We start from the raw sequence: 18345 nt of genomic DNA, 5'->3' as shown, positions 1-18345 counted from the left end.
TCCGCTTTATCGACTGCTCCCTGCCCTGCTCCTTGCCACGTTTCACATCGATGCAACTGCGCCCGAAAGCCGTTGCAGCGGCAACAAAAAAGGCACGTCGATTGAGCGTGCCTTTTTTGTCGAGTAGCGAATGTCGCGTGGTTTCCCGTGAAACTCAATCGCCGGCCAGCTTCCACTTGCCGCCGACGATCTGCACCATCACGCGCGCCCGCTGATCGAGGCCCGCGTGATCGGTTGCGCTCATGTTGAAGATGCCGTGCGCGCCCGCGACGTCGTGCGAGTCTTCGAGCGCTTTGCGCAACGCCTCGCGGAACGCCTTCGTGCCCGGTTGCCCCGCCTTCAGCGCGACAGGAATCGCGTGCTGCAGGAGCAAGCCCGCGTCCCACGCGTGACCGCCGAACGTCGAGATCGAGCCCGCGCCATAGGCCTTTTCGTAGGCGCTCTTATAGGCCAGCGCCGACTGCTTGACCGGATTCGAATCGGGCAACTGATCGGCGACCAGCAGCGGACCGGCGGGCAGCCAGGTGCCCTCGCAGTCCTTGCCGCACACGCGCAGGAAGTCGTTGTTGGCGACGCCGTGCGTCTGGTAGTACTTGCCCGCGTAGCCGCGCTCCTTGAGTGCCTTCTGCGGCAGCGCGGCCGGCGTGCCCGCGCCCGCGATCAGCACGGCGTCGGGATGCTGCGAGATCATCTTGAGCACCTGCCCCGTGACCGAGGCATCGTTGCGCGCGAAGCGCTCGTTCGCGACGATCTTGATGCCCTGCTTCGCCGCCGCCGCGCCGAACTCCTTGTACCAGCTCTCGCCATACGCATCCGAGAAGCCGATGAAGGCCACGGACTTCACGCCATGAGCGGCCATGTGCTGCGCGATCGCGCCGGCCATCAACTGATCGTTCTGCGGCGTCTTCAAGACCCACGCGCGCTTCGCATCCATCGGCTCGACGATCGAGGCGGCGGCGGCCATCGAGATCATCGGCGTGGCAGTTTCGGCGGCGACGTCGATCATGGCGAGCGAGTTGGGCACGACCGTGGAACCGATCAGCGCATCGACGTGATCCTCGCTCGTGAGCTTGCGCGCGTTCTTCACGGCCTGGGTGGAATCCGTCGCGTCGTCGAGCACGAGGTAATCGATTTTCTGGCCCCCAATCTCCTTGGGCAGCAGCGCGACGGTGTTCTTCTCGGGAATGCCCAGCGAAGCCGCCGGGCCCGTGGCCGACAAGGTCACGCCAATTTTCACCTCTGCGTGCGCGGCGCCCGCCGTGGCGGCCAGCATTCCGGTCGCGACGCATGCCGCGTTCATCCAACGCCAAACCGACTGCATCTCCACTCCTTCGATCATCGTTTTCTTTATTGCCCCGGATTTTGAGGCGATTTCCGGGTTCGAATCAGGCAGTGCTGCCGCCAGAACCAGCATGGCGGGATTAATCGCCGCGGTCCCACGCGGGCCGCTTCGGCGATTAATGCTGACCGCATGGTCGGCGAATGGCGAGTGTAACGGAGTGCCGTTTGGCGCGGCAAGCGCTTTCCATCGGCTTACAACGCCAACGCAACACACCTGAAAAGGGCGCCGAAATGCGTAACGCGCGCGGCCTTGTGCGGCGGGCGTTCGACGCTTTTCTCGCGCTATTTGCGTAAATCAGATTGGGGAAAATTCAGAGGCGCGCACGCTGAATAAAGCACGAACAAAGGCGCGAAGAAAAACAACAAGGCGGGGATAAAAACAGCAATGCGAACGCATTGCTTGAGGACGGTGAAAATCGAAAGAGAATATAAAAAGCGCTGTTGGATTCCCATCCAACAGCGCTTCCTTGTCCGGGCACTTTGTGCCTCAGTTGTCTCCTCGTTCTCCACCTGCAAATTCGGTGCATCAGAACTAGGTGAAACTTTAAACTTCGGCCCCCTGGCTGCCAACTAGCATTTACCCTAGTGGTGCAGTGCGGCACCGAATTGGGGCGCACCGTCACAGCTTTGTCGCACGGGAGGCGCGGTTTGCAAGGCTTGAGCAGCCTGCGTTTCAGCGTCTGAGCGAGGCTTGGAGCATACCACTGCGGCGTCCCCTCGCCTACTGCATTCGACGCCTTCGTGCAGGCCGCCATCCACACAGTAATTCACGCCGCATTCAGGCTCTCAGCGGCCGCACGCGCGCCACGATCTCGCCCACGATGCCGCGTCGGAAGGCCAGCACGCAGGCGATGAAAATGAGCCCCGTGACGATCGTTGCGGACTCACCCAACGAGCGAAACCATTCGACGCCGGTCACCTGTGCGAGCGCTGTGCCGATATCGCCCAGCCGATCCTCCAGCGCGACAATCAGCGCCGCGCCCAGCAGCGGTCCGAACAGCGTCCCCATGCCGCCCACGAGCGTCATCAGGACCACGAGGCCGGACATGGTCCAGTAGGCGTCGCCGAGCGTTTCGAAGCCGAGCACGAGCACCTTGAGCGAACCGGCCAGCCCCGCGAGCCCCGCCGAGAGCACGAACGCGAGCAGCTTGAAGCGGTCGGTGTCGTAGCCGAGCGAAATGGCGCGCGGCTCGTTCTCCTTGATCGCCACCAGCACCTGCCCGAACGGCGAATGCACGATGCGCACGATCAGCGCGAACGCCAGCACCATCACCACGAGCACGACGTAGTAGAGCGTGAGATCGGAATCGAGCGGCAGCACGCCGAACAGCTTGCCGCGCGGCACGCCCTGCAAGCCGTCCTCGCCATGCGTGAACGGCGCCTGCAGGAACACGAAGTAGACCATCTGCGCGAGCGCGAGCGTGACCATCGCGAAGTAGATGCCCTGGCGGCGGATCGCGAAAATGCCGACGATCACGCCGAGCAGCGTCGCCACCGCCGTACCCGCCGCCACGCCCAGTTCAGGCGTGAAGCCGAGCGACTGGATCGCGTAGCCCGTGGTGTAGCCCGCGCTCGCGAGGAACATCGCGTGGCCGAACGACAGCAGCCCCGTATAGCCGATCAGCAGATTGAACGCGGCGGCGAACAGCGCGAAGCACAGCACCTTCATCACGAACAGCGGATACGCGCCCGCGAACGGCGCGACGATCAACCCGATCAGCAACAGCCCATAAAGCGCTTTTCTTTGCATCATCGTTCCTTGCCGAAGAGGCCTGCGGGGCGGATCAGCAGCACGATCGCCATGATCACGAACACCACGGTCGCGGAGGCCTCGGGCCAGAACACGCGCGTGAAGCCCTCGATCACACCGAGCAGCAAGCCCGTGAGGATCGAGCCCATGATCGAGCCCATGCCGCCGATCACGACCACGGCGAACACGGTGATGATCATCGGCTGCCCCATCAGCGGCGACACCTGAATGACGGGCGCGGCGAGCACGCCCGCGAAGGCCGCGAGCGCCACGCCGAAGCCATAGGTCAGCGTGATCATCAGCGGCACGTTGATGCCGAACGCCTCGACGAGTTTCGGGTTTTCGGTGCCCGCGCGCAGATACGCGCCCAGCCGCGTTTTCTCGATGACGAACCACGTCGCGAAGCACACGGCGAGCGACGCCACCACGACCCACGCGCGATAGTTCGGCAGATACATGAAGCCGAGATTGGTCGCGCCCGCGAGCAGATTGGGCACGTCGTAAGGCTGACCCGACGCGCCATAGATCGAGCGGAACACGCCTTCGACCACCAGCGTCAAGCCGAAAGTCAGCAGGAGTCCGTACAAATGATCGAGCCGATACAGCCAGCGCAGCATCGAGCGTTCGATCACCATGCCGAACAGGCCCACCACGATGGGCGCGATCACAATCATCGCCCAGTACGGCAGGTTGAAATACGCGAGCCCCATCCACGTGAGCATCGCGCCCAACATGAACAACGCGCCGTGCGCGAAGTTGATCACGTTGAGCATGCCGAAGATCACCGCGAGGCCCAGGCTCAGGATCGCGTAGAACGATCCGTTCACGAGCCCGAGCAGCAACTGGCTCAGCATGGCCGGCAGCGGAATGCCAAAGATCGTCATGAAAGCCGCCATCTCCTCAAGATCGCATTCATGCGGCGCGCGGCGCGGCGGCCCTCATCCATCGGGACCGCCGCGCCGCGTACCGCTCAAGCTCCAGCGTCGCCGCGCTTACTTCCAGAGCGCGCAGCGGCTTTCCTGCTTCGTCGTGTAGGCCTGTTCGCCCGGAATCGTCTGCACGATCTTGTAGTAGTCCCACGGCTTCTTCGATTCGGACGGCTTCTTCACCTCGACCAGATACATGTCGTGGATCAGCACGCCGTCCTGGCGGATATAGCCGCCCTTCGTGTAGAAGTCGTCGATCTTGGTCTTCTTCAGTTGCGCCATGACCTTGTCGGCGTCGGTCGAGCCGACGGCCTGCACCGCCTTCAGGTAGTTCGTCACGGCCGAGTAATCGGCGGCCTGAAGCTCGGACGGCATCTTCTTCGTCTGGTCGAAATAGCGCTGCGCCCACTTGCGCGTCGCGTCGTTCTGATCCCAGTACCAGCCGGTCGTCAGCACGAGGCCCTGCGTGGTTTCGAGTCCGAGGCTGTGCACGTCGGGCAGGAACATCAGCAGCGCCGCGATCTTCATCGTCTTGGTGATGCCGAATTCCTTCGACGCCTTGATCGCATTGACCGTGTCGCCGCCCGCGTTCGCGAGACCGAGGATCTGCGCTTTCGACGACTGCGCCTGCAGCAGGAACGACGAGAAATCCGAGGCCGACAGCGGATGCCGCACTTCGCCGAGCACCTGGCCGCCGTTCGCCTTCACGACGTCGGCGGTGTTCTTCTCCAGCGACTTGCCGAACGCGTAGTCGGCGGTCAGGAAGAACCACGTCTTGCCGCCCTGCTTGAGCACCGCGAGGCCCGTGCCCTTCGCGAGCGCGACCGTGTCGTAGCCGTAGTGGACCGTGTACGGCGTGCACTGCTCGTTGGTCAGCGCATCGGTGCCCGCGCCCGTGTTGAAGTAGACGCGCTTCTTCTCCTGCGCGACCTGATTCATCGCGAGCGCGGTGGCCGAGTTCGTGCCGCCGAGCAGCATGTCGAGCCCGTCGCGGTCCATCCATTCGCGCGCCTTCGACGCCGCGATATCGGCCTTGTTCTGGTGATCCGCGTACATGATCTGGATCGGCTTGCCGTTCACCTTGCCGCCGAAGTCGGCGATCGCCATCTTGATCGCCGTGAGGCCGCCCTGGCCGTCGTCGTCTGCATAGAGGCCCGACATGTCGGTGATGAAGCCGATCTTCACCGCGTCGTCGGCAGCGTGCGCGCTACCTGCGCCGAGCGCCGCTGCGGCCACCGTGGCGGTAAAGAGCGCCGCGAGCCGCGCGAACGGGGTCTTCTTCATTGCAGTCTCCTTCGTTGGTTACGTGTTATTCAGCGCTGCGGATCAGACAAGACAAACGCATCACGCGGCGCGTTCGACGAGCGCGCGCGAGGCGGATCGAAACGGTCAGACTCCCAACAGGTCGTGCAGCACGGGCATCTTGCCCTCAAGCTCGGCGACGCCGAAACGCTCGACGATGCGCCCGTGCTCCATCACATAGAAGCGGTCCGCGAGCGGCGCCGCGAAACGGAAGTTCTGCTCCACCATCACGATGGTGTAGCCGCGCGATTTCAGCGTGACGATCATGCGCGCGAGCGTCTGCACGATCACCGGCGCGAGGCCTTCGGAAATCTCGTCGAGCAACAGCAGGTTCGCGCCCGTGCGCAGGATGCGCGCGACCGCGAGCATCTGCTGCTCGCCGCCCGAGAGCCGCGTGCCCTGGCTATGGCGGCGCTCCGCGAGATTGGGGAACATCGTGTAGATCTCGTCGAGCGACATGCCCTGCGCGCCGCTGTTCGTACCGTTTTTCACACCAATGGCGGGCGGCAGCAGCAGGTTCTCCTCGCACGACAGGCTCGCGAAGATGCCGCGCTCCTCGGGGCAATAGCCGACGCCGCAGTGCGCGATGCGATAGGTCGGCATGTTGATGGTCTCGCGCCCGCCGATACGGATCGAGCCCGTGCGCCGCCCCGTGAGGCCCATGATGGCGCGCAGCGTGGTCGTGCGCCCCGCGCCGTTGCGGCCGAGCAGCGTGACGACCTCGCCGCGCGCGACGTTCAGATCGACGCCATGCAGGATGTGCGATTCGCCGTACCACGTCTGCAAGCCCGTGATGTCGAGCGCGCTCTCGCCCGGCGGCGCGGCGAGGCTCTCGTCCTGGCCGCGTTGTTCGGTCACGGTGCTCATGCGTGCGCCCCCGCGAGCGCGGCGTCGGCGCTGCCCATATAGGCTTCGGCGACGAGCGGATTCTTCGACACTTCCGCGTAGCTGCCCTCGGCCAGCACCTCGCCGCGCTGAAGCACGGTGATGGTGTCGGAGATGCCCGCAATCACGTTCATGTTGTGCTCGACCATCAGGATCGTGCGCCCTGCCGAGACCTTCTTGATGAGCGCGGTCACGCGGTCCACGTCTTCGTGACCCATGCCTTGCGTGGGTTCGTCGAGCAGCATCAACTCGGGTTCCATCGCGAGCGTGGTCGCGATTTCGAGCGCGCGTTTGCGGCCGTAGGCGAGTTCGACCGTGGGCACATCGGCGAAATCGGTGAGGCCCACTTGCGTGAGCAGATCCATCGCGCGGTCGTTGAGTTCGGCGAGCGTGCGCTCGCTTTTCCAGAAGTGATACGCGCTGCCGAGCGAACGCTGCAAGCCGATGCGCACGTTCTGCAGCGCCGTCAAATGCGGAAACACCGCCGAAATCTGGAACGAGCGGATGATGCCGCGCCGCGCGATCTGCGCGGGCCGCTCATGCGTGATGTCGATGCCGTTGAAGACGATGCGCCCCGCGCTCGGCACGAGAAATTTGGTGAGCAGATTGAAGCAGGTGGTCTTGCCCGCGCCGTTCGGTCCGATCAGCGCATGGATGGAGCCGCGGCACACGCGCAGGTTCACGCCATTCACGGCCGTGAAGCCCTTGAACTGTTTCGTGAGGCCGCGCGTTTCCAGAATCGTGTCGCCGAGAATCATGTCCCCTTCCACGTGAAGTAAGGCGTAACACTTCAGATTGCGGGGCCTGTGTACGGCTCGTGTTTCGCGCGCCATGTTGCGGCGCGCGCTGCCCGCTGTCGTTATCCACTGTTGTCTGTGAGCGCCATTGTCTCGCCAATGATGCACCGCAATCATTGGGATTTGCACTTACTGGAGAATGGCGATGTACACCAATCGAACGCACGCGATTTCGCGTCAAATAGGCGCGCGTTGGCAGCGTGATGCGCGCACGTTAGACGCATCACGCTTTGATGCCGGACGTGCAAAAACACGCACGCCGCGTGAGCGGCGCACGTCCTGGATAGTGATCCGAAACGTTTTTTCCGACCTCGCGCGCGGCAGTTAAGCACGCGCTGAAGTCGGTGTTTCGAATCTCGCTTCGAGCCCTGCTTTAAACCCTGTTACAACGCCTTTTTCAACCAGCCGCAACCGGCGCGCGCGTATCGGTTCGCAGCATCGAACTCGCGCCCGCGCGACGGTCTTCGCGCACCATGTCCGCGGCGCGCTCGGCGATCATCAGCGTCGGCGAATTCGTATTGCCCGACGTGATGAACGGCATCACCGACGCATCGGCCACACGCAAGCCCTCTACGCCGCGCACGCGCAAACGCGCGTCGACGACGGCGTCGTCATCGTCGGCGCGGCCCATGCGGCAGGTGCCCACCGGATGAAAAATCGTCGTGCCGATATTGCCCGCCGCCTCGCGCAATTCGGCCTCGCTCTGAAACGCGAGCCCCGGCAGGATCTCGTGCGGCTGATAGTGCGCGAGCGCCGGCGACGCCGCGATGCGCCGCGTGAGCCGCAACGCGTTCGCGGCCACGCACAAGTCGTGTTCCGTCGAGAGATAGTTCGGCGCGATCACGGGCGCAATCGACGGGTCCGCCGACGCCGCGTGAATGCTGCCGCGCGACGTGGGCCGCAGATTGCACACCGAAGCCGTGAACGCATTGAAGCGATGCAGCGGCTCGCCGAAGCGATCGAGCGACAAAGGCTGCACGTGATACTGCAAATCGGGGCGCGTGAGTCCCGGATCGCTGACGTCCGACTTCGCGAACACGCCGAGTTGCGACGGCGCCATCGACATCGGTCCGCTTTGCATCAGCGCGTATTCCATGCCGATCATCAGCTTGCCCCACCAGTGCGCCGACGCCGTGTTGAGCGTACGCACGCCGTTCACGCGATACGCCATACGCAGTTGCAGATGGTCCTGGAGATTCTCACCGACGCCGCGCAGATCCTGCACGACACCCACGCCCAGTTGCGCGAGCCGCGCCGCCTGGCCGACGCCCGAGCGTTCGAGCAGTTGCGGCGAATTCACCGCGCCCGAACACAGAATCACTTCGCAGCGCGCCCGCGCGAAGTACGGCACATCGCCGCGATATTCCACGCCCACGCAGCGCTTGCCCTCGAAGATCACGCGTTCGGTGAGCCCGCCCGTGACCACCGTGAGATTGGGCCGCTTCATCGCCGCACGCAGGAAGGCCTTCGATGCATTCCAGCGCACGCCGCGCTTCTGGTTCACGTCGAAGTAACCGACGCCTTCGTTGTTGCCGCGATTGAAATCGCTCGTCGCCGGAATGCCCTGCTCCTGCGCGGCCTGCGAAAAGGTTTCGAGAATCTTCCATTTGAGGCGCTGTTTTTCGACGCGCCATTCGCCGCCCGCGCCGTGAAATTCGCCCGCGCCGCCGTGATAATCCTCGCTGCGTTTGAACACGGGCAGCACGGCGTCCCACGACCAGCCCGAGTCGCCGGTCTCGCGCGCCCAGCCGTCGTAATCCTCGCGCTGGCCGCGCATATAGATCATGCCGTTGATCGACGACGAGCCGCCGAGCACGCGCCCGCGCGGATACGACAGTGCGCGTCCGTTGAGCCCTTTTTCCTCGACGGTTTTATAGAGCCAGTCCGTGCGCGGATTGCCGATGCAGTGCAGATAGCCGACCGGAATGTGAATCCAGTGATAGTCGTCCTTGCCGCCCGCCTCGATCAGCAGCACGGAAACATCCGCGTCCTGCGAGAGCCGGTTGGCGAGCACGCAGCCCGCCGTGCCCGCGCCGACGATCACGTAATCGAACTCGCCTTCTTGCCGGCGCGCCGTCGACGTTGCGCCCGGCGTTTCGCTCAATGCCACCATGACCGCCTCACTTCGCCACGGGCATGGTGAATTCCGCGCCCTTCGCGATGCTGTCCGGCCAGCGCTGCATGATGCTCTTGTAGCGCGTGTAGAAGCGCACGCCCTCTTCGCCGTAAGCGTGATGATCGCCGAACAGCGAACGCTTCCAGCCGCCGAACGAATGCCAGGCCATTGGCACCGGAATCGGCACGTTGATGCCCACCATGCCCACCTTGATCTGCCGCGAGAACGCGCGCGCCACGCCGCCGTCCGACGTGAAGCATGACACGCCGTTCGCGAACTCATGCCCATTGATCAGCTCGACCGCGCTCGCGAAATCGGGCACGCGCACCACGCTCAACACCGGCCCGAAAATCTCCTCGCGATAGATCGACATATCGGTTTTGACGTCGTCGAACAGCGTGCCGCCGAGGAAGAAACCGCTCTCGCGTCCGGGCACTTCGTGACCGCGTCCGTCCACCACGAGCTTCGCGCCCGCGGCCACGCCGGCATCGATATAGCCCTGCACTTTCGCGCGATGCGCGGCGGTCACGAGCGGCCCCATTTCCGAGGCCTCGTTCATGCCGTCGCCGATGTTGAGCGCTTTCACGCGCGGCGTGAGACGCTCGATCAGTTCGTCGGCGATATGGCCCACGGCCACCGCCACCGAAATCGCCATGCAGCGCTCGCCCGCCGATCCATAGGCCGCGCCGATCAGCGCATCGACGGCCTGATCGAGATCGGCGTCGGGCATCACGACGAGATGATTCTTCGCGCCGCCGAGCGCCTGCACGCGCTTGCCGTGTTTCGTGCCTTCCGTGTAGATGTATTCCGCGATCGGCGTGGAGCCGACGAACGACAGCGCGGCGATGTCGGGATGCGCGAGCAGCGCGTCGACGGCCACCTTGTCGCCGTGCACGACGTTGAACACGCCGTCGGGCAAACCCGCTTCGTGCAGCAGTTCGGCGAGCCGCAGCGACGCCGACGGATCGCGTTCCGAGGGCTTGAGCACGAAGGTGTTGCCGCACGCGATCGCGATCGGGAACATCCAGCACGGCACCATCATCGGAAAGTTGAACGGCGTGACGCCCGCGACCACGCCGAGCGGCTGGCGCAGATTCCAGTTGTCGATGCCGCCGCCGATCTGGTCGGTGAAATCGGTCTTCAGCAGATTGGGAATGCCGCACGCGAACTCGACGATCTCGATGCCGCGCATCACCTCGCCTTTCGCGTCGGAGAACACCTTGCCGTGTTCGCGCGTGACGAGTTCGGCCAGTTCGTCGTGATGCTGGTCGAGCAGATCCTTGAACTTGAAGAGAATGCGCGCGCGCTTGATGGGCGCCATTTCGCTCCACGCGGGAAACGCGGCGTGCGCGGCGGCCACGGCCGCGTCGACTTCGGCGACGCTCGCGAGCGGCACGCGCGCGGCGACCGCGCCGGTGGCCGGATTGAAGACGTCGGCGTAACGCCCGCTCGTCGCGTCGAGCGGCTTGCCGTTCACGTAGTGCGTCAAGGTGGCGGGCGTGCTGACGCCGGCCTCGCTTCGATGTGTCTCGCCCATGTGTGCCTCTTCGGTGGAGGTTGTTGTATGCGCACCGTGAATACGCTTCGCCCACGGCCGCTTTGGATTCAGACATTCAGCGTAATCGCGCGAGGCCGCGCCGATCCAATGATTAATCCTCAACAGCGATATAAGGCGAGTTAATATCAGTGGATGGACCTGACCTTGTTGCGGGCATTCGTGACGGTCGCGCGCGAGGGCAACCTCACGCGCGCGGCGACGCATCTGCATCTCACGCAGCCCGCGGTGAGCCTGCAGATCAAGCATCTGCAGGAGACGCTGGGCGTGACGCTGTTCACGCGCACGTCGCACGGCCTCGCCTTGACGCGCGATGGTCAGGCGCTGCTGCCGCATGCCGAACGCGCGCTCAACGCGGCCAGCGACGTGCAGCGCGCCGCTGCTGCATTGCGGCATGAGGTGCGCGGGCGGCTGCGTATCGGCACCATTCTCGATCCCGCGTTCCTGCGCCTCGGCGGCTTTCTGCGGCAACTCGTGGAAACCTGGCCGCAGATCGAAACGGCGCTGCGCCATGGCATGTCGGGCTGGGTGCTCGATCAGGTGCGCGCGCGCGAACTCGACGTGGGCTATTACATCGGCCAACCTGCCTCGCAATCCGCTTCACAATCCGCTGCCGATACCGACACCTTCCACACACTCACGCTCACGCACTTTCAGTACCGCGTGCTCGCGCCCGCGGGCTGGAAGGAGCGCGTGAAGGACGCGCGCGACTGGCGTGCGCTCGCCGCGTTGCCGTGGATCTGGACGCCGCCCGCGTCGGCGCATAACCGGCTGCTCTCGGGCCTGTTCGAAGCCGCGCAGGCGAAGCCGGTCAAGGTCGCGGAAGTGGATCAGGAACCGTCGATGCTCGATCTCGTGAAATCGGGCGTGGGCCTCACGCTCGCGCGCGACGCGACCGCCATCGCCGAAGCGCATGCGCACGGGCTGACCATCGTCGAAGGCGTGACGGTGCCGACCGAACTCACCTTCATCACGCTCGCCGCGCGCCGCGACGAACCGGTAATCGCGGCCGCGCTCAAGTCGATCGAAACGCAGTGGGGTTTGTAGGCGCGATATGAGCCGCGCTCATGACGAGCACGCGCTTTGCGGCCGCCCGTTGGTCAGACGAATCGGATAAATCGATCGAAGGCGCATCGAACACGCATCGACGCGTGCCGACTTGAGCGGATGTAACAGCGCGGTCACGCAAGTTTTGCTAGATTCGACATTCGCTCCGCGTTTTTGCACGCGACGCGGCGCGCTCCGAGCCTCGCCCATTGTTCCCTCGTTCCACAGGAGCTTGCATGGCCCGCAACATCGAAATCAAAGCCCGCGCCCGTCAGTTCGACGCCCTGCGCGAGCGCGCCGCCCAGCTCGCCACCGATGCGCCGCTGATCTTTCGCCAGCAGGACTTCTTCTACGACGTGCCGCGCGGCCGCCTGAAGCTGCGCCAGTTCGACGACGGCACGCCGCCCGAGCTGATCTTCTACCAGCGCGACGACCGCGACGGCCCGAAGGCCTCGTATTACACGCGCAGCCCCGTCACGAACGCCGAAGCCATGCACTCGCTGCTGGCGACGGCGCTGACCACGCGCGGCATCGTCTCGAAGGAGCGCCACGTGTATCTCGCGGGCCGCACGCGCATTCATCTGGACCGCGTGGACGGTCTCGGCGATTTCGTCGAGCTGGAAGTGGTGCTCGCGCCCGACGACGACGAGCAAGGCGGCGAAGCCGAAGCGCACGCCGTGTTCAAGCAGCTTGGCGTGGACGAGAGCGACCTCGTGGCCGTGGCCTACGTCGATCTGCTCAATACGCCCGCGCAGGCGGCCTGACGCGCCTGCAAACGCGCCCACAAGCGCGCCTGAAAGCGCGCCTGGAAGCGGCGCCTCGCGCGCCCTTGAAGACGCACTTCAAGGCGCCGCCGCGCCCGGCTCCAGGTGCCCGAGCGGCAGCGGCCCATTGCGCTTGAACGTGGTGAGCACGATGTTCGAGCGCACGCTGTCCACGCCGGGCACGCGCATCAGCTTCTTCATCACGAACGACGACAGCGCGTTCAGATCCGGCGCCACGATCCGCAGCAGATAATCGGCGTCGCCCACCACCGCGTGGCATTCGAGCACTTCCGGCAGCACGTCGATCTGCTGCTGGAACTGCTCGATGATCGAATCCCCGTGATGCTTGAGCTTCAGGCTCGTGAACGCCGTCACGCCGAGCCCGAGCTTCTCGGGCCGCAGCACGACGCGATAGCCGTCGATCACGCCCGACGCCTCCAGCCGCTGCAAACGCCGGCCGATCTGCGACGGCGACAGCGGCACCTGCTCGCCCAGTTGCTGATGCGTGGCGCGGCCGAAGCGCTGCAAAACGTCGAGAAGCGCGAGATCGAAGTGATCGAGTTCCAGCATGAATGAATCCTGCATTGATTGACTGATTGATGCAGGATTATTGCATATCAAGACGAAACAACACCGATATTGCGCGCATGCCGCGCGGGCTCCGCTCTACACTGGTGCTTCAGCAAGCGCATTGAAAGGAGCATCACGCATGGCCGCCGCCGCTACCGCGAAACTGCAGGAGCAGTTCGACGCGGGCCTGGAAACCCGCCCCGATTTCACCATCGACCAGCCGCTCGAACGTTACGGCGCGGTCGATCACGCGGTGTGGGACCAGCTTTATCGGCGGCAAATGGCGCTCCTTGAGGGCCACGCTTCCGAGGCCTTCATCGAAGGTGCGCGGCGCATCGGCCTGAACGTCGCGCACGTGCCGTCGTTCGACGCCGTCAGCGAGCGCCTGATGGCCGCCACGGGCTGGCGCATCGTCGCCGTGCCGGGCCTCGTGCCCGACCGCATCTTCTTCGAGCATCTCGCGAACCGCCGCTTTCCCGTCACATGGTGGATGCGCCGCCCCGATCAGCTCGATTATCTGCAGGAACCCGACTGCTTCCACGATCTGTTCGGCCACGTGCCGCTGCTGACCGACCCCGTTTTCGCCGATGCGATCCACGCCTACGGACGCGCCGCGCTGACCGTCGAGGACCGCGCGCTGCCGCTGCTCGCGCGCCTCTACTGGTACACGGTCGAATTCGGCCTGATGCGCGACGCGAGCGCGCCGCACGGCGTGAAGATCTACGGCGCGGGTATCGTCTCCAGCAAGGGCGAATCGCTCTACAGTGTGGAAAGCGCCGCGCCCAACCGGCTCGGCTTCGATCTCGACCGCGTGCTGCGCACGCGCTATCGCATCGACACGTTCCAGAAGACGTATTTCGTGATCGACTCGTTCGCGCAGCTATTCGACGCGTTGGGCGCGGGCATTGCGGCACGTCTGGGCGATCCCGCCGCGCTGATCGCCACCGAACCGCACGCGGCCGGCGACGTGCTGCACAGCGACACGATCTACACGCGCGGCACGCGCGAAGGCTGGCTCGCCGACGGCGACGTCTGAGTGTGCAGCGCCGCATGACGCGCGGCGCGCCCTGCCATCGAACTCCGCCTGCCCGCCGCGCGCTGCCGGGCTCGCAGGCACGCGCCGCGCATCCGTGAAAAAATGGACCGGCGCAATCTCGCACAACCCAGTCGCACAACCCAGCTCAACAGGTGCCACGATGATCAACCGACTTACATCCGACGAGCGCGCCACGCAACTCGCCGAACTGCACGGCTGGCATGCCGTCGCGGGCCGCGATGCGATCCAGCGTCAATTCCGCTTCGCCGATTTCAACGAGGCCTTCGGCTTCATGACGCGCGTGGCGATCAAGGCGCAGGAAATGAATCACCATCCCGAATGGTTCAACGTCTATAACCGCGTCGAAATCACGCTCTCGACGCACGAAGCCGACGGACTCACCGAACGCGATGTCGCGCTCGCTCGTTTCATCGATTCGATTTCGCCGGGACCGCTCGCTGTTTAAACGCGCCTTTAATTACGGCGCGAAATACGCCTTGAAGCACGCCTTGAAGCACGCGATCGCCGCGCGCGGCACAGCGTGTTCGATACGAATGCGCGAATCGCAGGTAAACGCATTGCGTGTATCGCGCGTTAGGTAGAGGTGAGCATGGCGCGCAACAGGCAAAACCGCTGCAATGAAAGCATAATGCAGGGAATCAGGCGTCCAAACCTTCAGCTTTGAAGGCCATTCTTGAGGGACACGTAAGACTCCCAGGCAGCACGTGCAACGGGGTCTAAACGTTCCGGTGAGAAGACGTTCTGACGCTGTACAATCAGCAGCGCATACGGCCTGGAGAGCGCGCTTGCCTCCTTGCACAACGCGAGTTCGTCGCCGCTCGATGGCGAACGGTTGCGCCAGAAGTTGATTGCGGCTTCGAGTTCGGTGATCGAAATATCGGACATGGGGTCGTGACCGTGCAACCGTCGCACGCAGTGCCGCTCAATCGCTGTGCTTTCGAACCAAGCGGCGCTTTGCGAACTGCGTGCCTGAACGCTAAACCCATTGTACTTGAGCGAAATCCATGCGACTCCTTCTGATCGAAGACGACCGCCCCATCGCACGCGGTATCCAGTCCAGCCTCGAACAAGCCGGCTTCACGGTCGACATGGTCCACGACGGCATCTTCGCCGAACAGGCACTCACGCAGAATCGCCATGAGCTCGTGATCCTCGATCTGGGCTTGCCCGGCATCGACGGCATGACGCTGCTGTCGCGTTTCCGTCAAAGCAACCGTCACACGCCGGTGATCGTCCTCACCGCGCGCGACGAGCTGAACGACCGCGTGCAAGGCCTCAATTCGGGCGCCGACGACTACATGCTCAAGCCGTTCGAGCCTGCCGAACTCGAAGCGCGTATTCGCGCCGTGATGCGCCGCAGCGGCCCGCACGGCGACGTGCCGCGTCCTGAAGTGTCGCTCGGCGGCGTGCGCCTGTCGGGCGTCGACCGCCGCATCTTCAACGACGACAAGCCGCTCGAACTCTCGCCGCGCGAATTCGCCGTGCTCGAAATGCTGCTGCTGCGTCACGGCCGCGTCGTGAGCAAGGCGCAACTGCAGGATCACCTCACGCACTTCGGCGGCGATCTCGGCGACACCGCGATCGAAGTCTACGTGCACCGAGTGCGCAAGAAACTCGAAAACTGCCGTGTCGAGATCGTCACGGTGCGCGGTTTCGGCTATCTGCTGCAGGAAATCCGCCAGGCCGCCTGAGGCCGATCCACGAAAAACGCGGCGCCGCACTCTGCATGCGCCGCGTTTTTTTCGCCGCAAAATCGGCAGGTCTCCTGATTGTTTCGGCCAGTGCCTCGCGCCTCGTTCGCGCGCCCGGCATGGCCCGGCTCATGCCCAGAAAATGGGCGCACCGGTCCAACTCTGCCGCTTGTCTGCGCACCCGCGTAAAATGGTCCGGGACCGCCCGGCGCGCCCACGCGCCGCGCCTGTGAGCCCTCCCTTTTCGCCCGAATCGATCATGTCCCTTCCGGCCGCAACGAGCCTGCGGCGTACGCTGCTGCGGCGCCTCGCCGCCCCACTTTCGCTGCTCGCGTTGATGAGCGGCCTGATCGCCTATTGGCTGGCGTGGCAGTACACGCAGCACGTGGTCGACCGCTCGCTCGCCGACCTCGCCACGGCCATCTCCAAACAGATCCAGATCGCCGGCCCCGAAGCGCCCGTGACGGTGCCGCCGCTCGCGCAGGCGATGTTCTCCGATCCGGTCGAGCACCTCGTCTACCGCATCAGCAACGGCGAAACCGAAATCGCCGGCGACCACGATCTGCCGCTGCAAGGCACGAACGTGCGCCGCATGCACTACGCCTACGTGTTCGAGACCCTGTATCACGGCGTGAGCGTGCGCGTGGCGCAGGTGCGCGTGGAACAGCCCACCGGCAATCCGATCGTGGTCGAAGTCGGCCAGCCCGTGCATCATCGCTTCCGCATCGCGGCCGAGTTTCTCGTCGCGATCATGATGCCGCTGTTGCTGCTGCTGCTCGCGGGCTGGGTGATTGTGTGGCGCGTGGTGAATCAGCAGCTCAACCCGCTGACCGATCTCGCCGATTCGCTGAACCGTCAGACCCACACCTCGCTCGAACCGGTCGACGAAACCTTCGTGCCCGTCGAGATCCGTCCGCTCACGGGTGCGCTGAACGCGCTGCTCGGCCGACTGAAGACCGCGCTCGAAGGCCAGCGCAAATTCATCGCCGACGCCGCGCATCAGTTGCGCACGCCGCTCACCGCCGTGAAGCTGCACGCCGAACAGGCCGTCAACGCGCGCGAGCCGCAAAAGGTCAACGATGCCGTGCGCGAACTGCGTGCCGCCGCCGACCGCGCGGTGCGCCTATCGAATCAGCTGCTTTCGCTCGCACGCGCGGAGCCGGGTGAACAGGCCGCGCGTTTCGTCGATATCGACATGGCCGCGCTCGCGTTCGAAACGGGCGCCGAGTGGGTGCCGCGCGCGCTCGCGAGCCACGTCGATCTGGGCTTCCAGCGTCTCGACGATCCCGAGAACGGCACGCCGCTGATGGTGCGCGGCAATCCCGTGCTGCTGCACGAAGTGATCGCCAATCTGCTCGACAACGCGCTCAAGTATCTGCCGCCCGCGCGCGCCGATGGCGGCCGCATCACGGTCACCGTGTCGCAGACGCTCGCCGAAGGTTTGCCGATGGCCGAAATCATCGTCGAGGACAATGGCCGCGGCGTGCCGCTCGCGCAGCAAGCCGATCTGTTCAAGCGCTTCTTCCGCGGCGACGGTCAGAGCGAGAGCGGCGTCGATAGCGGCGCGGGCCTCGGTCTCGCGATCGTGCACGACATCATGGCGCTGCATCGCGGCAGCGTGCATTACGAAGATGCGCCCGAAGGCGGCGCGCGTTTCATCGTGCGCGTGCCGCTCGTGAACCGTCGCATCGCGATCGCGAGCGGCGATCACGCGCAGCGTCCGGCCGCCGCACAGACGACGGAGCAAACGACACCGCAAACGCCGGAGCAAACGGCGCTGCAAACCGCGCTGCCAACGAGCGCTCCCGCCGCGAGCGCGGACACACCGGCGTCCACGAACAAGCCCGCGCACGACGCGCCGATCGATCTCTAAGCCGTCAAAGCGCATCGCAAACAACAAGGGCCGCAAACGCGGCCCTTGTTCATTTCAGTCGTCAGTCGTGAAGCGAACGCGCAGGAAGACATGCCCGCCGCGTCGCGACTTCTCGATCACTTCTTTTTCTTGCCCTTCGACTTCTTGCCGCCCTTCTCTTCCTCGGGCGGCGCGAGCATCGTGCCGCGGCACTTGCGCGCGCCGCAGCGGCATTCGTATTCGCGCTTGAGCTTCTTCGTCTGCTTCGCGTCGATCACGAGACCGTAGTCGTAGAACAGTTCTTCGCCGCCGTCGATTTCACGCAGCGCGTGAATGTAGACGTGGCCGTCGATCTCTTCGGCTTCGCAGTTCGGCGCGCACGAATGATTGATCCAGCGCGCGCTGTTGCCCTTCACCTTGCCGTCGATCACGTCGCCGTCATCGAGTGCGAAATAGAAGGTGTGATTCGGTTCGTCGGGATTGTGCGGATGACGGCGCAGCGCCTCTTTCCACGAAATGCGCTCGCCCTTGTATTCGATCAGACGTTCGCCAGCCGCGATCGGACCAACCGCAAATACGCCCTTGCCGTGTACGCCCGACTGGCGCACGACGATCCTGCGTACACTCATTGAATGAATCCTTGTGAAGTACTGGGGAGACGTTTCCCGCTCGCGGCATTCGCTGCCCGGTGC

Annotated in this window: 18 protein-coding genes; 7 read left to right on the top strand and 11 right to left on the bottom strand. The window is 64.5% G+C overall.

All coding sequences use genetic code 11. From position 1 onward, the window contains the following. Positions 1-154: 154 nt before the first annotated feature. Complete coding sequence (locus U4Y88_RS26955) at positions 155-1321, bottom strand: ABC transporter substrate-binding protein (RefSeq protein ID WP_321787561.1); 1167 nt, start codon at positions 1319-1321, stop codon at positions 155-157. Here U4Y88_RS26955 and U4Y88_RS26950 point away from each other — a divergent pair. Next, positions 1209-1559: a hypothetical protein gene (locus U4Y88_RS26950; RefSeq protein WP_321787698.1), complete on the top strand. Its 351-nt coding sequence runs from the start codon at positions 1209-1211 to the stop codon at positions 1557-1559. The genes U4Y88_RS26955 and U4Y88_RS26950 overlap by 113 nt on opposite strands. A 560-nt stretch (positions 1560-2119) precedes the next feature. Here U4Y88_RS26950 and U4Y88_RS26945 read toward each other — a convergent pair. The 7 genes from U4Y88_RS26945 to U4Y88_RS26915 form a co-directional block, all read right to left on the bottom strand. Further along, entirely contained in the window at positions 2120-3091 is a 972-nt protein-coding gene (locus U4Y88_RS26945; RefSeq protein ID WP_224006777.1) for a branched-chain amino acid ABC transporter permease, read from the bottom strand. Further along, a complete protein-coding gene (locus U4Y88_RS26940) occupies positions 3091-3975 on the bottom strand; it encodes a branched-chain amino acid ABC transporter permease (RefSeq protein ID WP_224006685.1) in 885 nt (294 codons plus the stop codon). The genes U4Y88_RS26945 and U4Y88_RS26940 overlap by 1 nt, the downstream gene beginning before the upstream one ends. A 108-nt stretch (positions 3976-4083) precedes the next feature. Continuing rightward, positions 4084-5301, bottom strand: a complete 1218-nt coding sequence (locus tag U4Y88_RS26935) for an ABC transporter substrate-binding protein (RefSeq protein ID WP_224006687.1) — start codon at positions 5299-5301, stop codon at positions 4084-4086. Between the two features lie 105 nt (positions 5302-5406). Beyond that, positions 5407-6186, bottom strand: a complete 780-nt coding sequence (locus U4Y88_RS26930) for an ABC transporter ATP-binding protein (RefSeq protein WP_321787560.1) — start codon at positions 6184-6186, stop codon at positions 5407-5409. After that, positions 6183-6962, bottom strand: a complete 780-nt coding sequence (locus U4Y88_RS26925; protein WP_065061766.1) for an ABC transporter ATP-binding protein — start codon at positions 6960-6962, stop codon at positions 6183-6185. The genes U4Y88_RS26930 and U4Y88_RS26925 overlap by 4 nt, the downstream gene beginning before the upstream one ends. A gap of 436 nt (positions 6963-7398) precedes the next feature. Then, positions 7399-9114, bottom strand: a complete 1716-nt coding sequence (locus tag U4Y88_RS26920; protein WP_321787559.1) for a GMC family oxidoreductase — start codon at positions 9112-9114, stop codon at positions 7399-7401. Between the two features lie 7 nt (positions 9115-9121). Then, a complete protein-coding gene (locus tag U4Y88_RS26915; protein ID WP_321787558.1) occupies positions 9122-10654 on the bottom strand; it encodes a CoA-acylating methylmalonate-semialdehyde dehydrogenase in 1533 nt (510 codons plus the stop codon). A 153-nt stretch (positions 10655-10807) separates the two neighbouring features. Here U4Y88_RS26915 and U4Y88_RS26910 point away from each other — a divergent pair, with 153 nt between their 5' ends. Both U4Y88_RS26910 and U4Y88_RS26905 read left to right on the top strand, forming a co-directional pair. Then, positions 10808-11719 carry a LysR family transcriptional regulator gene (locus U4Y88_RS26910; protein WP_321787557.1) on the top strand — a complete coding sequence of 304 codons (912 nt, stop codon included), beginning with the start codon at positions 10808-10810 and terminating at the stop codon, positions 11717-11719. Positions 11720-11955: 236 nt separating this feature from the next. Next, positions 11956-12483, top strand: a complete 528-nt coding sequence (locus U4Y88_RS26905; protein WP_065061770.1) for a class IV adenylate cyclase — start codon at positions 11956-11958, stop codon at positions 12481-12483. 78 nt (positions 12484-12561) lie between these two features. Here the strand turns inward: U4Y88_RS26905 and U4Y88_RS26900 are convergent, their stop codons facing one another. Further along, positions 12562-13053: an Lrp/AsnC family transcriptional regulator gene (locus U4Y88_RS26900; RefSeq protein WP_065062258.1), complete on the bottom strand. Its 492-nt coding sequence runs from the start codon at positions 13051-13053 to the stop codon at positions 12562-12564. A 139-nt stretch (positions 13054-13192) separates the two neighbouring features. On the opposite strand from U4Y88_RS26900, the gene phhA reads away from it, so the two are divergent. Both phhA and U4Y88_RS26890 read left to right on the top strand, forming a co-directional pair. Beyond that, positions 13193-14089, top strand: coding sequence for a phenylalanine 4-monooxygenase (gene phhA, locus U4Y88_RS26895; protein WP_321787556.1), 897 nt, complete (start codon positions 13193-13195; stop codon positions 14087-14089). A gap of 115 nt (positions 14090-14204) precedes the next feature. Continuing rightward, positions 14205-14555 (top strand): 4a-hydroxytetrahydrobiopterin dehydratase, encoded by a 351-nt coding sequence (locus tag U4Y88_RS26890; RefSeq protein WP_321787683.1) that lies wholly within the window; start codon positions 14205-14207, stop codon positions 14553-14555. Between the two features lie 209 nt (positions 14556-14764). On the opposite strand, the gene U4Y88_RS26885 is transcribed toward U4Y88_RS26890, so the two are convergent. Beyond that, the gene (locus tag U4Y88_RS26885; protein WP_224006709.1) at positions 14765-14995 is read right to left on the bottom strand and encodes a DUF3717 domain-containing protein; all 231 of its coding nucleotides are present in this window, start codon (positions 14993-14995) and stop codon (positions 14765-14767) included. Between the two features lie 119 nt (positions 14996-15114). On the opposite strand from U4Y88_RS26885, the gene U4Y88_RS26880 reads away from it, so the two are divergent. Together U4Y88_RS26880 and U4Y88_RS26875 are read left to right on the top strand one after the other, a co-directional pair. Further along, positions 15115-15801 (top strand): response regulator transcription factor, encoded by a 687-nt coding sequence (locus U4Y88_RS26880; RefSeq protein ID WP_027815974.1) that lies wholly within the window; start codon positions 15115-15117, stop codon positions 15799-15801. A 259-nt stretch (positions 15802-16060) separates the two neighbouring features. Next, on the top strand, positions 16061-17674 hold the full coding sequence (locus tag U4Y88_RS26875; protein WP_321787555.1) for a sensor histidine kinase: 1614 nt from the start codon (positions 16061-16063) through the stop codon (positions 17672-17674). Between the two features lie 116 nt (positions 17675-17790). On the opposite strand, the gene U4Y88_RS26870 is transcribed toward U4Y88_RS26875, so the two are convergent. Beyond that, positions 17791-18282: an SET domain-containing protein gene (locus tag U4Y88_RS26870; RefSeq protein WP_224006715.1), complete on the bottom strand. Its 492-nt coding sequence runs from the start codon at positions 18280-18282 to the stop codon at positions 17791-17793. Positions 18283-18345 lie beyond the last annotated feature (63 nt).

The organism is Paraburkholderia sp. J94 (assembly GCF_905220285.1).
Classification (GTDB): Bacteria; Pseudomonadota; Gammaproteobacteria; order Burkholderiales; family Burkholderiaceae; genus Paraburkholderia; species Paraburkholderia tropica_A.
The sequence above is the reverse complement of the archived record's forward strand: the minus strand, read 5'-3'. Positions and strand labels throughout refer to the sequence as shown.

Bases quoted from the DNA above. Each gene is read 5' to 3' on its own strand.
- U4Y88_RS26925 (WP_065061766.1), bottom strand. From the start codon at position 6,962: ATGATTCTCGGCGACACGATTCTGGAAACGCGCGGCCTCACGAAACAG.
- U4Y88_RS26955 (WP_321787561.1), bottom strand. From the start codon at position 1,321: ATGCAGTCGGTTTGGCGTTGGATGAACGCGGCATGCGTCGCGACCGGA.
- U4Y88_RS26910 (WP_321787557.1), top strand. From the start codon at position 10,808: ATGGACCTGACCTTGTTGCGGGCATTCGTGACGGTCGCGCGCGAGGGC.
- U4Y88_RS26940 (WP_224006685.1), bottom strand. From the start codon at position 3,975: ATGACGATCTTTGGCATTCCGCTGCCGGCCATGCTGAGCCAGTTGCTG.
- phhA (WP_321787556.1), top strand. From the start codon at position 13,193: ATGGCCGCCGCCGCTACCGCGAAACTGCAGGAGCAGTTCGACGCGGGC.
- U4Y88_RS26900 (WP_065062258.1), bottom strand. From the start codon at position 13,053: ATGCTGGAACTCGATCACTTCGATCTCGCGCTTCTCGACGTTTTGCAG.
- U4Y88_RS26905 (WP_065061770.1), top strand. From the start codon at position 11,956: ATGGCCCGCAACATCGAAATCAAAGCCCGCGCCCGTCAGTTCGACGCC.
- U4Y88_RS26880 (WP_027815974.1), top strand. From the start codon at position 15,115: ATGCGACTCCTTCTGATCGAAGACGACCGCCCCATCGCACGCGGTATC.
- U4Y88_RS26915 (WP_321787558.1), bottom strand. From the start codon at position 10,654: ATGGGCGAGACACATCGAAGCGAGGCCGGCGTCAGCACGCCCGCCACC.
- U4Y88_RS26875 (WP_321787555.1), top strand. From the start codon at position 16,061: ATGTCCCTTCCGGCCGCAACGAGCCTGCGGCGTACGCTGCTGCGGCGC.
- U4Y88_RS26930 (WP_321787560.1), bottom strand. From the start codon at position 6,186: ATGAGCACCGTGACCGAACAACGCGGCCAGGACGAGAGCCTCGCCGCG.
- U4Y88_RS26920 (WP_321787559.1), bottom strand. From the start codon at position 9,114: ATGGTGGCATTGAGCGAAACGCCGGGCGCAACGTCGACGGCGCGCCGG.
- U4Y88_RS26945 (WP_224006777.1), bottom strand. From the start codon at position 3,091: ATGCAAAGAAAAGCGCTTTATGGGCTGTTGCTGATCGGGTTGATCGTC.
- U4Y88_RS26885 (WP_224006709.1), bottom strand. From the start codon at position 14,995: ATGTCCGATATTTCGATCACCGAACTCGAAGCCGCAATCAACTTCTGG.
- U4Y88_RS26935 (WP_224006687.1), bottom strand. From the start codon at position 5,301: ATGAAGAAGACCCCGTTCGCGCGGCTCGCGGCGCTCTTTACCGCCACG.
- U4Y88_RS26870 (WP_224006715.1), bottom strand. From the start codon at position 18,282: ATGAGTGTACGCAGGATCGTCGTGCGCCAGTCGGGCGTACACGGCAAG.